Origin of the sequence: Paenibacillus sp. FSL M8-0228, from assembly GCF_038007385.1 — a bacterium.
Taxonomy (GTDB): Bacteria; Bacillota; Bacilli; order Paenibacillales; family Paenibacillaceae; genus Paenibacillus; species Paenibacillus polymyxa_D.
Genome location: NZ_JBBOXA010000001.1, coordinates 1463160 through 1476336, shown reverse-complemented (window position 1 = coordinate 1476336; position 13177 = coordinate 1463160). Strand labels below are relative to the sequence as shown.

The following is a 13177-nucleotide window of genomic DNA, read 5'->3' as shown; positions in this document are numbered from 1 at the left end:
GTACAGGCGTTTGATCCCCGAAATACAAGTGTCAGCGGAGCCTGATGCGTCTTTTGACAGTTATAGCGCTCTTTTCTTTCCTTTGTACATATTTCGGGACGTTCTGCGAAAACTCCTGCTTTTATTCGGTAATTTGCGTTATGAAATTAATTCCAGTGGGTTGGAAGAAGCGAGTTCACTCGAATAACAGGAACATGGCCTCGTGTGTATACACGCGGTACCCTGTCTGCGATCATGCAGATCACCTCATAGTGGATCGTACCAAGCTTGGATGCCAGCTCATCCGCTGCGATAGTTTCGCCGGACTGCTGACCGATGAGAACAACCTCTTCGCCGGTTTGGATTTCTTCCGCATCTTTTGCGAAAGATTGTAAGGATACCATACACTGGTCCATGCAAATCGTGCCTAGTACCGGGACGCGGCGACCGCGTATCAATACTTCGATCTTCCCACTCAGCATGCGGGAGTATCCATCCGCATAGCCGATTGGCAGTGTACCGATCCGTTCTTCACTGGTAGTCACATACCGGGTGCCATAGCTAACTCCCCAGCCAGGAGGAAGCGTCTTGGTATAAACTACCGCCGTCTTCAATGACAATACAGGCAGCAGTTCAATCGCTCGCCGGTTAACCTCATCAGACGGATACAGACCGTATATACTGATACCAATCCGCACCATATTGGGGGAAAGAGAAGGGGTATCAATGGTAGCGGCGCTATTAGCCGTATGTATAATGGGAATGGTGATACCTTGTTCCCTTAGCGCTTCCGCCACGCCCCGAAACCGATCATATTGTAGCAGTGTATAGCTTTTGTCTTCTTCATCCGCGCGGGCAAAATGGGTGTACATGCCTTCCAGCAGCACCTGCTCTAATTCGTGAGCCTGCCGGACAAAAGCCATAGCCTCTTCTCCAGGCAGCAAACCCAGTCTTCCCATGCCGCTGTCTATTTTGATGTGCACCTTCAGCTTGCGTTCATTTCCTTGGCAGTCCAGTCTGCGGATACCCTCCAGCACTTCTTCACTGAACACAGTCAATGAGATATCATGCTCCCAAGCCGTTTGTACAGCTTCCGGTGGGGTATAGCCGAGTACAAGAATCGGTAGCTGAACCCCCGCATGACGAAGCTCCAACGCTTCATCCAGAAAAGCGACGCTCAAATAATCCGCACCAAGGCGTTCCAATTCCTTTGAAATTTCCACGGCACCGTGTCCGTAGGCATTCGCCTTGACACAGACCAGTATCAGCTTATCCGCTGGCAATGCCTTGCGAAAAGCTTCATAGTTGGCGCCAAGGTGATCCAGGTTGATTTCGGCCCGGGTCGATCTGTATTGTGCTTGCAAATCCAGTCACCTTCTTCAATTGTTAGCCTGTAACATAACCTTTTACCATTCGGAGTGTGGCAAAAGTGCTTGCTTCCAAAGGTTAATGGTAATGTTCAAAAACGTGGCTGTCAATGGCAGGGGGGCTTTACCAGCCTCCTCTACCATCTCTACAATAGAACAGGATATACAAGCGATGCACATCTTAGACTGCGAATGAACAAAAGACGGATACGGGCGGCAGCAGAGCATTTTTACACTCTAGACCGTCTGCATCCGTCTATAAAATTTTATTTACCCGATTGATCCTGTATAGAAGCGGCAATTTGTATCATTTCGCTCACAGGCAGGTCAGCACTGGTGATTCTGAACTCGATTCCGTCATTCATCCAGGTCATCGTCTGCTGTTCGCTTCCGGTCAGCACGGCGAAGCTTCCTCCAATATCAACCAGTTCGCCTGCGGCCAGTGCGACCGCCCGATCTTTTGGACGTGCCTCCACAATGGTATAATTATATGTTCCACTATACCGTAGCATCACGGCATGTGTACCACTATCCTCCAGCTCCGGCGTATCCTTGATCTGTACTCCGGCTGGCGTGTAGGACGGTTCGATCAAGCCGAACTCACCCATCACAGCTTCTGCCGCATCTGTTCCCGCTGACGTTCCGTTTGCAGCATCCGATGTGCCCGGGGTTTGTTGCTGCCTCTCTGCGTTGGCTGCTTTGTCCGGTTTGGACGTATCGTTTGTGGCAGTACCGTCCACCTTGGCTTGCCCTGACGGTTGCTGGACTGCATCCCCTGCGGTCCCCTGCTCTTGTCCGGGTTCGCCAGTCGTCACGCCAGTCGTCCCATCCATCGCACCGGAAGGATCAAGCTGACTGCTGGGATCTACTGCTCCGGAAGATGGCGCCCCTGCGCTACCTGTACTCGTCTTACCTGAAGCCATATTCCGCTCCATATCAAAAGAGTCCTTGTCAAACTTCGTATCAAAAGCAAATTGATCGAATTTCAGATCAACAACTACCTTGGCATTCGCATCAGACACCTGTACCTGAGTGGGTGCATAGTCATTTTTGGACAGCCATATCTTTTGTCTCACCAGCGCATGGCTGTTGTAATTCGCTGCCACATCAAACACATAGGATTTATCGTCGGTAGCCAACTGACGGGAGGCATCGCCGATAATGCTGCGAACCAACGTTTCATATAAATATACTTGACCCTGATTGTTTGGCCAGTCGCTTTTGAAACGGAAGCTTTTGTTCAGGCTGGGTGTTAGCACAAATACACCCTCATCATTACGAAGCACAATTTGCGTAATATCCTTTTTCTCGTTCGTCATGGCAATTCGGTAATAGGACGGCTTGCGGTAGGAAATATCCACCTTGTATTCCTGCGGCGTGTCGCCGGTATGCAGCGTCATCAAAGCTGTACCGTGGTAGCTGTTCAGGTCGCTCACCACGTCACTCAAATCTTTAACCACATCGTCCGCGCTCTTCTTGCCGCACCCGGCCAGCAGCAGCGTTACACACATGACCATGGCGAGCATCCATGAAATCCGGCGCATGTCATCAACCCCTTCAGCACATGTTTTAAATGAATTAGTACATGTCTATGAAGGACTTGTTCGATTTATGCAGACTGGCATGACAAGCTTGAACGTATCCTTGCGTAATGCTATAAAATCTTTTGGAGAGTGATCATAAATTCATACAGAAAATAAATCGAAAAACCGATCAAAACCACGCCTGCACCGATCGTAACCCACTTGATAGCGGTTCGATTCATGGCTTTCCGTGTTGTGGCTACGAGGGTCATCAAGCCTAAATCATGGATAAGAATACCAAACAAAATACCTAAGCCAACAATCAAGAATTGACTTGTATTTGACCGATCAAATGAACTTGCCAGCACAGTTCCAAAAACACTCACCCAGAACACTAAATTTCCTGGTGAAACAGCTACAAGCAGCCCATTTTTATAGGAAGAAAATAATGATTTCGTCTTTTTCTCTCCTTCTAGCGCAATATCATGATCTGCATTTTTAATGCTGTCGTACCCCACGTAGCACAAAAAAAGGGCTCCAACGAACCACATAATCACTTGTACAACAGGTAATGACAAGACTGAGGCCAGACCAAAATACAAGCCAGTGATCAATAACAAATCGATGGTCATCCCCCCAAGGCCCACAATCCAACCATGCATGAATCCATTCTTTAGCCCTTGCTTCGTCATTTCAACCGTAATTGTACCTACAGGTAGTGCTATAGAGAAACCTAGTAAAACATATGTAATAAACAATGCCATTTCAAAACCCCTTTCAAATGTATAAAAATGATATTCTATACCATAAAAAATGACAAATCAATAAAATTTGAAGAATGAAATGAGCTAAGAACACCTGAGACTTATTTTGTACAAAATCGGATTCATTGACCAAGTTTGTCCATTGAGTATTGAGGGTTCAGCGCTTATCATAGCTTTTGTGATAATAATTCTCATTTGCAAAATTCTGAATCATTCTATTATACGGAGGTTACTATGACCAACAAGAGCTCGACAATCAACAAAAAATCTACTCGACCATACACTGCTCTCATCTGCCTATTCTTTCTTATGGGGGCATTGCTGCTGGGATGTGGCGCATCTGACAATCAGAGTGCAAACAGCAACACGATAGCATCTACAAAAACATCGGAAGCTGCCACAACTCGTGAATACACAGACTACAAGGGACATACAGTGAACATTCCTACGACTCCTCGGCGCATTGCTTACTTTGGAGAAAACTATGGGGATTTATTGGTTTTAGGCGTACAAGCTGTAGGTACATCAACTTCTATGATTGAAGGCAAGGTTTACGAAAAGCAGGTTCAGAACGTGGCTGATCTGGGGTTCCCGATTAATTTGGAAAAAGCCTTGGAACTACAGCCTGACCTGATCATTACCGCCGATACAGATGAAAAGCAATACGCAGCGTTAACAAAAATTGCACCTACAATTATGTTCGATACCTTTGCTCCGTTAAACGAACGTTTGCTGCATCTCGGAGACATTGTGAACAAGAAAAAGGACGCTGAAGATTGGCTTGCCCAATATAAAATAAAGGAAGCGGAGATGTGGACCAAACTTCACGCAGAAGGTGTTAAGGCGGGGGAAACTGCTTCAGTCTTTACCTACTATCCAGGTGACCGTTTATTCGCAATGGGACGGACAGGACTGTCACAATTACTGTATGAAAAGAATGGTTTCAAACCTACCCCTCCTATCCAGAAAGCACTGGATGAAGACAAAGGATTTGTACAAATATCTCAGGAAGTGATCGGACAATACGCTGGAGATCGGATTTTCATACTAAGAACACCAAGTTCAGAAGCCGAACAATCCACCGAACAGTTAATGAAAAGCAAGCTGTGGCTCCAGCTCCCTGCTGTCAAACAGGGTCGTGTGTACACTCAGGATATTGGCAAAACTGAAAGTGATGCTTCCACTCGAGAATGGCTGCTGAAGGAATTGCCCAAGCTCATCAGATAAAATTGGAGAAGCTTATCGACACTTGTTGATAGGCTTCTTTTTTGTTGAACCTAAAGGAGGTATACTCATATATACATGATAACCATTCTCAATAAAAGGAGCAATACTGTGAACCAGTCTTCGTCGTCCGTATATCCTCCTCCGTTCAGCTCACTGCTTTTTCATTTTAAAGAAATTGCGTTGATTGGTGAGCCTACCGATGAATTATTATCACATCCCAGTTCATATCACTGTCTGCTTATGTTCATCAGTGGGACAGGGATGGTGGACATTGGCCTAGAGCAGTATCTATTCCATACAGGTCATGGGTATTGGCTAGCTCCAGGTGAATCCTATCAAATCGCTCCCCTAAATGGAACTGTACCTGAATACTACAAAATCACGTTTGAGGTCATCGCTTTGACGTCGGAACCACAAGCGGACATGGCCTTGGCTGAACACGCAGCGCGCATGCCATCCATATATCATGGAGCTGTCCTGCCGGAACCGCGCGAATACATCGTCTCCTCTTCTTCCTCCAAACTTATTCAGTTGATTGAAGAGTTATTTTATAGTACCCAACAAACGGTACAGCCGCATAACCAAACATCCGTATTACGGCAGCAAATCATGTTTCAAGAGTTGTTTTTGCTGTGGCAGGAAGATCACACCGATATTGATCAAAACAATACCTCTAATCCGGCATTGCCAGCATCGGTAGAAGGCACTCTCTCATATATGGAAAACAACTATGAAAAGCCCATTACCGTCAAGCAGCTTGCCGAGCAGGCGAACGTTTCCATATGGCAATACTCGCAAATGTTTCGTAAAATTACAGGCAAAAAGCCGCTGCATTACCTCACTGAGCTGCGCTTGAATCATGCCAAGCGGCTGCTGCTGGATTGCAAACGGCCTTTACGTGAAATTGCCCGTCAGGTTGGTTTCTCTGACGAATATTATTTTAATCGACGATTTAGGCAAATGACCGGGATTCCCCCTGGCAAGTACGCACTTTCTGTCTCCCGTTCTGTGCGCGTCAAGGATTGGACGGGTCACCATATTCATATTCCGCGCCGAGCAAGCCGCATCATCTATCATGGAGAAACGATGGGTGATCTATTGGCATTAGGGGCCAAAGCCATCGGTGGAAGTCTGCAACTCAGTGAATACAGCGTCTATAAACATCGTCTTGTGAATGTTGCCGATGTGGGCCTTCCACTGGATGCCCGCTTGACTAGTGCTCTTGATCCCGATCTAATTATCATCGCCAATTCGGACGAACAGGAATATAAGCGCATTGCCAGCATCGCCCCCACCGTCACCTTCAACTCCTTCGCCACGCTGGAGGAACGGATGCGTACACTTGGCGCCTGGCTCGGTAAGGAGCGGGAGGCCGAACGCTGGTTGTCTACCTTCAAAGCCCGTAATCTGGCAATGTGGCAGCAGCTCGGTACGCAAATCACAGCCGGAGAAACGGCCTCCGTCTTCATCTTCGATCATGGTGATCGGCTCTTTGTCATGGGTATGTCCGGATTCTCATCGGCCCTCTACCACCCCCAGGGCTTTCAGCCCGTTGAGCCGATCCAAAAGGTGCTCGACGAGGGACACGGCTTCGCGGAAATAGATCCGAACGAATTGCCTGATTACGCCGGGGACCGCATTTTTATGCTTGTCCCGACAGCCCCAGAATCCAAACGTACGCTGGAACGCATGATCAGCAGCCCTCTCTGGCGCAGCCTCCCTGCTGTACGTCAAGGTCGGGTATATTTCGTAGAAGCTGAACGCTGGAACTGGAGCGATGCCATAACCCGACAAAAGCTGCTTACTGCACTGCCCAAACTGCTTGGCACTTCATCCTGAGAAGCTGCCATTTTCTAAAGATACTACATTAGACCTTGAATGCTTCCATCTGCCTCCAGCGACATATGCTCAGCTGCTGGGGATTTGGGCAATCCTGGCATCGTCATAGTATTGCCTGTTTCCACGACCACAAAGCCTGCCCCTGCAGACAAAGCAACGCTGGACACGTGAATGGTAAAGCCTTCCGGTGCACCTAGCAGAGAAGGTTGATCTGAGAAAGAATACGGCGTTTTGGCCATGCATACAGGCAGTTGTCCAAAACCAAGCTGCTCCATACCGGCCAACACCCGTTTGGCCGCAGGAGTGTAAGCTACCTCTGCCGCACCGTAAATCTCCTTCGCAATAACACTAATTTTCGCTTGCAAATCAAGGGTATGCTCATACAATGGTGCAAAATGGGCTTTGTCCTCCTGGAGCAGGTTGAGCAGGCTTTGGGCCAGCTTTTCTCCCCCTTGGCTTCCCTGTGCCCACACCTGTGACAACTCTACGGGTACTCCCAGCTTGCGGCATTCCGAGAAAATCAGTTCCAGCTCGGCTTCGCTATCTGTTACAAAATGGTTGACCGCTACCAGTACTGGCACGCCAAACTTTTGCAAATTCCGTACATGCCGATTCATGTTGGCTAATCCAAGTTGCAATTGCTCCAGATTTTCTGCGTCCAGCTCATTTTTAGCTACACCGCCGTTATATTTCAGCGCTTTGGCGGTTACGACCAACAGAGCCGCATCTGGCTGCAAACCGGATTGACGGCACTTGATGTCAAAAAACTTTTCTGCCCCCAGCTCAGCCCCGAACCCAGCCTCCGTGACAACCACCTCTCCCAGCTTCAGGGCTAGCTTCGTACCGATCAAACTACTGCATCCATGCGCAATATTCGCAAAAGGTCCGCCGTGCACAATAACTGGAGTTCCCTCCAACGTTTGCACCAGATTGGGTTTCAATGCTTCCCGAAGCAGCACAGCCATACCTTCCACCGCATGTAGTTCCTCAGCTGTTACCGTTTCGCCATCTTCGTTATAACCAATCACCATCCGACCCAATCGCACTTTAAGATCGTCCATATCTTCACTTAAACATAATACGGCCATCACTTCTGAAGCCGAGGTAATCAGAAAACCACTTTCTCTCACTGCTCCATTACCTGACCCCAATCCGGTTACAATGTTTCGTAAACTCCGGTCGTTCATATCGACAGCGCGTTTCCACACAATCCGCTCGGGTTTCAACCGCAAAGCATTTCCATGAAATAAATGGTTATCGATCATCGCTGCCAGCAAATTATGCGCTGCCGAAATCGCGTGAATATCACCTGTAAAATGGAGGTTAATGTCTTCCGCTGGAACAATCTGGGCTTGTCCTCCCCCAGTTGCTCCTCCTTTCATGCCGAAGCAAGGGCCAAGGGACGGCTCACGCAACGCAGCAACGGTTTTATGCCCCAGCGCATTCAGCGCCTGTGACAGTCCAATGGTGGTCAGCGTTTTTCCTTCTCCCGCCGGCGTGGGGTTCATCGCCGTAACCAGCACCAGCTTTCCATTCGGACGGTCCTTTAACTGCTCCCACAGGGACGGGTTCAGCTTTGCTTTATATTTTCCATACGTCTCTAGATGTTCTTCTTCAATTCCTGCTTCTTTGGCTATATCAATAATCCTCTTCATCTTTCGTTATGTACCCCCCGTTTTATAAGTCTGACCGATGGTGTCAAACCCTGTATCGTTTTATTTTACCAAAGTGTGCCGCTTATTGCGCTATGATTCATTTCATCGCAAGCGTTGCTATCATGTGAGTTATAAAAAAAGAGCCTCCCCCGCCCGTATGGACTTTGGTGGATGCCCTTTTGATACGTCTCGTTTAACAAACAGCTCTCAAATTAACCTGCAAAGTTAGCAGCGTAATTTTCAGCAATAAATCCCTTAGAAATCAGGATAGATTGGGATTTCTTAGTAGCAGGGCCATAGCCTTGGGACAGCAGATCATTAATATGTAAGCGATTATAAATGAAGCAAAATACAAAATTGGACGCCCCACTCGTAAGGATCGATACCAGAAAAATAATAACAGCCCACTTCCAATCCCCTCTAAACAACGCAGGGAAAAAACCGAAAAAGAGCGTAGTCCATGAAAAACCTACTTTGCGTTCCTTGATCATTCCAGTTTTATTTCTTAATTTAATCTTCATTTACCCCTTACCTCTCTTTATATAGTCTTTTAGAACTATATTAGATTATATAGGACAGAGGGAATAAATGGAACTCATTTCGTAAAATCATAAATTTCTCAAATCCGCTCTAGTTTATAATGCTTTTCCAGCACTTCTTTAAAAACATCAACAGGGTACTTGTATTCAACAGTTTTGAAAACAATCCGGTTATTCCACTGGTTTTTTTCCAGCTCGCACCCATGCTCCATATCCAGTTCCTTCATAATAAATATAATCTCATCTAAGGTTACCAACACACTATGTCTATTCGTCGTAGTTGCCAGCATCTGCTCGCCTTCCTGTGTGTATGCCTTCACGATCTGCTCATCAAACCCTTCGCTGATCATTAATTCCTTCAAGGCTTGTATAAAAAGAGTCGGCAGGTTCTTGTACTGCGATTTTTTAATCCCAAACAGCGTGATGCTTAAGCGGGATATATCATGCATAAACACTATATTTTTTCTTCGATTCAGTAAAAATAAGCTGGCATGCCAACTATTTAAAGGCGGATAAATATCAACTTGAAGTGGTTCAGTCTCCCATTCCTTCAGCAGTTTTTGTGTTCCCCGTATGACAAACATCGTTGCTCTCCTTTATTGACGCTCCTGTACCGCAGCGTGATTCGACATACCTGATTTCTTGTATAAAGCATGTCACGTATATCATAACATCGTATTCCAAACACCGGATTATAAACTCTTTCAGTATAATAGAGGAAAGATATATTGCCAGACACAGCTGATTACGTAACTCCTTGGGACGATCCAGGGAGTTTCCATTTTTTCTTTGGATATTTTTTATGGAAATCTCCTCCACTGCTCTATATAATTCAGGTACAGTTCGTCACACGAGCTTAATCTAAAAATTAGGGGTGTTCCACACCTATGTCACGACATATTTTACTTATTGAAGACGATCTATCCATTGCCGAAATGCTACTTAAAGCACTCACCAAGGAAGGATACAGCCTAACCACTGCCTATGACGGGGAAGAGGGGCTTCTTGCCTTTGAACGTCATACCTATGATCTGGTACTGGTGGATTTGATGATGCCGAAGGTGGACGGTATGGAGGTGATCCGCCGAATCCGTACCCACAGCGCCGTACCTATTCTGATTATGTCAGCCAAGGATAGTGACGTAGATAAAGCGCTTGGGCTAGGCTTTGGGGCAGATGATTATGTTGCCAAACCTTTTTCAATGCTGGAAATGACCGCTCGTATTCAGTCCGCGATCCGCAGATCTACTACATATGCCCGTCAGCAACAGCAGGAGGAACAGCCGCAAGCACAAGTTTTGACCTACGGCAGTCTGCGTATTGATTTTGATCATTTTACAGTCATTCGCAATGAAAATGAAATTCAGCTAACAGCCAAAGAATCCGATATTTTGAAGCTGTTTGTAGCCAATCCGAACCGGGTATTTACAAAAGCACAACTATACGGATTTATTTGGAAAGACGATTATATGGGCGACGAGAACGTGATTAACGTCCATATTCGCCGCCTGCGTGAGAAAATTGAAGAAGATCCCTCTCATCCTGTCCACATTAAAACGCTATGGGGCATTGGCTACAAATGGGAGAATGGCTGATATGAACATCGAAAACATTTCTGAATGGATTGTCGGCCTCATCATGTCAGTCGTTATAGTATGGCTTTGGCGGGAGCGTATGGCCAATAAGCGCAAAATAAGGGATATCCGTGCCCTACTAGAGCGGATTGTGACGGTGAATCATGCGGAAAAGCTGCTATATGTCACAGGTGACGTTGAACTGCAACGACTCATGACGGAAATTAATCGACTGCTGGACTTGAATCTCAGAGTGTCTGCAGATTACAACCGTAGCCAAATTGCTATGCGCAAAATGATTTCGAACATTTCACACGATCTCAAGACCCCGCTTACGGTTGTGCTTGGATATGCCGAGATGCTGGATGGCGATCCGACTATTTTGCCGGAAGAACGTATAAAACTGCTATCCAAAATTCATCAAAAGACAAGCGAAGCGATTGAGTTGATCGGAAGCTTTTTTAATTTGGCGAAACTGGAAGCTAATGATACGGATATTCCGTTGACACGACTGGAAGTGGGAGAACTGTGCAGACGCAGCATTTTAGAGTTTTATGACCTGCTGACTGCACAGGGGTTTACTGTGCATATTGAGATCCCGGAGCATACCATTCATGCCTTGGGGAACGAAGGAGCGATTGGGCGGGTGCTGAACAATCTGATCTCGAATGCCATTCGCTACGGGGCAGATGGTCGAACGCTAGGCCTGACGCTGTCAGAACAGCAGGATACAGTGCGTATAGAGGTATGGGATCGTGGCAAAGGCATACAGGAATCTGAGCAAGATAAAGTTTTTGAACGTATGTACACATTGGAGGACTCCCGCAATAAGGCGGTACAAGGCAGCGGACTGGGCCTTACGATTGCCAAACGTCTGGTTGAAACGATGAACGGAGAAATTCAATTGACTAGTAAACCTTATGAGCGGACGGTCTTCTCTTTTACATTGAAGAAAATCAACTATTAATCGGACTCAACATGCTCAACTTAATAAATTTGTAAGAATCACGAAAGAAAAATGAACATTTCGCCCTTTATCCTTGAATTATCAGCAGTATACGAAGGGAGAACACCCATGACTTACGTAATACGTACACATCAATTGACCAAAGCCCTGAAGGGTAACGAAATTGTAGCAGGAGTCAGTATGAATGTGCGCAAGGGAGAAACCTATGGCTTTCTCGGCCCTAACGGGGCAGGCAAGACGACGATGATGAAAATGATTACGAATTTACTCAAGCCGACATCGGGGGAAATTGAATTATTCGGTGAGAAATTAACGCCAAAATCGTATCATCTGCTCGGACGGATGGGTTCGATTATTGAATACCCGATTTTTTATGATAGGCTGACGGCGCAGCAAAATCTCGAACTTCATTGTGAATACATGGGCTACTATAATAAGCAGGCTGTTCGGGATGCCCTGGAATTAGTAAACTTGCAGAATGCGGGTGACAAGTCGGTAAAAGACTTTTCACTGGGAATGAAACAGCGTCTCGGGATTGCCCGCGCTATTGCGACTAAGCCAGAGCTACTCATTTTGGATGAACCGATTAATGGTCTGGACCCGGTGGGAATCAAGGAAATCCGCCAACTATTCCACATGCTATGCAAGGAATATGGGATGACTCTGCTCGTGTCCAGTCATATTTTAGCGGAAATAGAGCAGATTGCGGATACGGTAGGCGTGATTAATCACGGAAGGCTGATTGAGGAAGTGTCGATGGAGCAGGTGCGGGAAACCAATACGGAATACATCGAATTTACGACCAACGATTGTAAAAAGGCGGCCTACGTCCTCTCCCATCATCTGAATCTGAATAATATAAGGGTGCTCAATGAACAGAGTATACGTATTTACGATTCAAATGTACCGCAGAAACAAATTACGAAGACGCTCATTTTAAATGATATAGAAGTGGATTCCATTCATCAGAAAAGCAGTACGCTGGAAGACTACTTTTTGCGGCTGTTAAACGGAGGTGATCTCCATGCTTAAATTGATGCAATTGGAGCTGAAAAAATTTCATCTGGCCGGTTATATCCGTTCAGCACTGATCGCCAATGCATGCATTCTTGGGCTGCTCTGTATCATCGCGCTGGACAGCCAAAGTACAGGAATACCCGAATTTACACAGTACACTCAGCTTCTCGATCTCATGGACATGCTGGTCAGAGCCACATTTATTGTGTTTGCCTCTGTTCTCCTGTGCCGCTTTATCGTAGGGGAATTTAAGTCCAAATCGATTACGATCCTGTTCATGTATCCGATTCACCGTCAAAAGCTGATGATCGCCAAGCTCTTGGTTGTGCTGCTGTTTACCTTCTTATCAATTATTATTTCGGAAATAATCATTACGGCTGCTATTCATCTGCTCAACCAGTTTGTCTTGATTGTACCCGATAACCTTACTCTTTCGATACTGGGTCAACAATCAGCACGGACGCTGATCAATGCCGTTGCTGCCAGCTTTATGGGACTGGTTCCGCTGTATATGGGGATGCGAAGATACTCTGTACCCACCACCATTGTGACCTCAATCCTGATTGTAGCATTGCTTTTCTCCAATAATAACGGCGCTACACTTAGCTCCATAGCCCCCGTGCAAATAGGCTTCTCTATACTGGGAATGCTTGTGGCTTATGCAGCGATTCGACGCATTGAGTATAAGGATATTACTTCATAGTATGTAACTTAGTAAAACGCTTT

At 46.3% G+C, this 13177-nt stretch carries 12 protein-coding genes; 6 read left to right on the top strand and 6 right to left on the bottom strand.

The genetic code is table 11. The annotated features are described in order from the left end of the window. Positions 1-146: 146 nt before the first annotated feature. From alr to MKY98_RS06700, 3 genes are all read right to left on the bottom strand, one after another. Entirely contained in the window at positions 147-1343 is a 1197-nt protein-coding gene (gene alr / locus MKY98_RS06710; RefSeq protein ID WP_069011131.1) for an alanine racemase, read from the bottom strand. 269 nt (positions 1344-1612) lie between these two features. After that, the gene (locus MKY98_RS06705) at positions 1613-2890 is read right to left on the bottom strand and encodes a DUF4367 domain-containing protein (RefSeq protein WP_069011129.1); all 1278 of its coding nucleotides are present in this window, start codon (positions 2888-2890) and stop codon (positions 1613-1615) included. A 110-nt stretch (positions 2891-3000) separates the two neighbouring features. Then, entirely contained in the window at positions 3001-3633 is a 633-nt protein-coding gene (locus MKY98_RS06700) for a LysE family translocator (protein ID WP_039269618.1), read from the bottom strand. Between the two features lie 234 nt (positions 3634-3867). Here MKY98_RS06700 and MKY98_RS06695 point away from each other — a divergent pair, with 234 nt between their 5' ends. Continuing rightward, positions 3868-4860, top strand: a complete 993-nt coding sequence (locus MKY98_RS06695) for an ABC transporter substrate-binding protein (protein ID WP_069011127.1) — start codon at positions 3868-3870, stop codon at positions 4858-4860. A 108-nt stretch (positions 4861-4968) separates the two neighbouring features. Next, on the top strand, positions 4969-6699 hold the full coding sequence (locus MKY98_RS06690; protein ID WP_069011134.1) for an ABC transporter substrate-binding protein: 1731 nt from the start codon (positions 4969-4971) through the stop codon (positions 6697-6699). A gap of 23 nt (positions 6700-6722) precedes the next feature. On the opposite strand, the gene MKY98_RS06685 is transcribed toward MKY98_RS06690, so the two are convergent. The 3 genes from MKY98_RS06685 to MKY98_RS06675 form a co-directional block, all read right to left on the bottom strand. Further along, a complete protein-coding gene (locus MKY98_RS06685) occupies positions 6723-8354 on the bottom strand; it encodes a formate--tetrahydrofolate ligase (protein ID WP_069011126.1) in 1632 nt (543 codons plus the stop codon). 212 nt (positions 8355-8566) lie between these two features. Continuing rightward, positions 8567-8875 carry a hypothetical protein gene (locus tag MKY98_RS06680; protein ID WP_029516338.1) on the bottom strand — a complete coding sequence of 103 codons (309 nt, stop codon included), beginning with the start codon at positions 8873-8875 and terminating at the stop codon, positions 8567-8569. 98 nt (positions 8876-8973) lie between these two features. Then, complete coding sequence (locus MKY98_RS06675) at positions 8974-9477, bottom strand: DUF6933 domain-containing protein (RefSeq protein WP_029516337.1); 504 nt, start codon at positions 9475-9477, stop codon at positions 8974-8976. A 303-nt stretch (positions 9478-9780) separates the two neighbouring features. On the opposite strand from MKY98_RS06675, the gene MKY98_RS06670 reads away from it, so the two are divergent. The 4 genes from MKY98_RS06670 (at position 9781) to MKY98_RS06655 (ending at position 13154) form a co-directional block, all read left to right on the top strand. After that, positions 9781-10488: a response regulator transcription factor gene (locus tag MKY98_RS06670; protein WP_069011125.1), complete on the top strand. Its 708-nt coding sequence runs from the start codon at positions 9781-9783 to the stop codon at positions 10486-10488. Between the two features lies 1 nt (position 10489). Next, a complete protein-coding gene (locus MKY98_RS06665; RefSeq protein WP_069011124.1) occupies positions 10490-11434 on the top strand; it encodes a sensor histidine kinase in 945 nt (314 codons plus the stop codon). A 108-nt stretch (positions 11435-11542) separates the two neighbouring features. Then, on the top strand, positions 11543-12466 hold the full coding sequence (locus MKY98_RS06660) for an ABC transporter ATP-binding protein (RefSeq protein ID WP_069011123.1): 924 nt from the start codon (positions 11543-11545) through the stop codon (positions 12464-12466). Then, complete coding sequence (locus MKY98_RS06655) at positions 12459-13154, top strand: ABC transporter permease (RefSeq protein WP_069011122.1); 696 nt, start codon at positions 12459-12461, stop codon at positions 13152-13154. The genes MKY98_RS06660 and MKY98_RS06655 overlap by 8 nt, the downstream gene beginning before the upstream one ends. Positions 13155-13177 lie beyond the last annotated feature (23 nt).

Coding starts and splice junctions, on each gene's coding strand:
- MKY98_RS06705 (WP_069011129.1), bottom strand. CDS start 2,890: ATGCGCCGGATTTCATGGATGCTCGCCATGGTCATGTGTGTAACGCTG.
- MKY98_RS06700 (WP_039269618.1), bottom strand. CDS start 3,633: ATGGCATTGTTTATTACATATGTTTTACTAGGTTTCTCTATAGCACTA.
- MKY98_RS06695 (WP_069011127.1), top strand. CDS start 3,868: ATGACCAACAAGAGCTCGACAATCAACAAAAAATCTACTCGACCATAC.
- MKY98_RS06685 (WP_069011126.1), bottom strand. CDS start 8,354: ATGAAGAGGATTATTGATATAGCCAAAGAAGCAGGAATTGAAGAAGAA.
- MKY98_RS06680 (WP_029516338.1), bottom strand. CDS start 8,875: ATGAAGATTAAATTAAGAAATAAAACTGGAATGATCAAGGAACGCAAA.
- MKY98_RS06675 (WP_029516337.1), bottom strand. CDS start 9,477: ATGTTTGTCATACGGGGAACACAAAAACTGCTGAAGGAATGGGAGACT.
- MKY98_RS06670 (WP_069011125.1), top strand. CDS start 9,781: ATGTCACGACATATTTTACTTATTGAAGACGATCTATCCATTGCCGAA.
- MKY98_RS06665 (WP_069011124.1), top strand. CDS start 10,490: ATGAACATCGAAAACATTTCTGAATGGATTGTCGGCCTCATCATGTCA.
- MKY98_RS06660 (WP_069011123.1), top strand. CDS start 11,543: ATGACTTACGTAATACGTACACATCAATTGACCAAAGCCCTGAAGGGT.
- MKY98_RS06655 (WP_069011122.1), top strand. CDS start 12,459: ATGCTTAAATTGATGCAATTGGAGCTGAAAAAATTTCATCTGGCCGGT.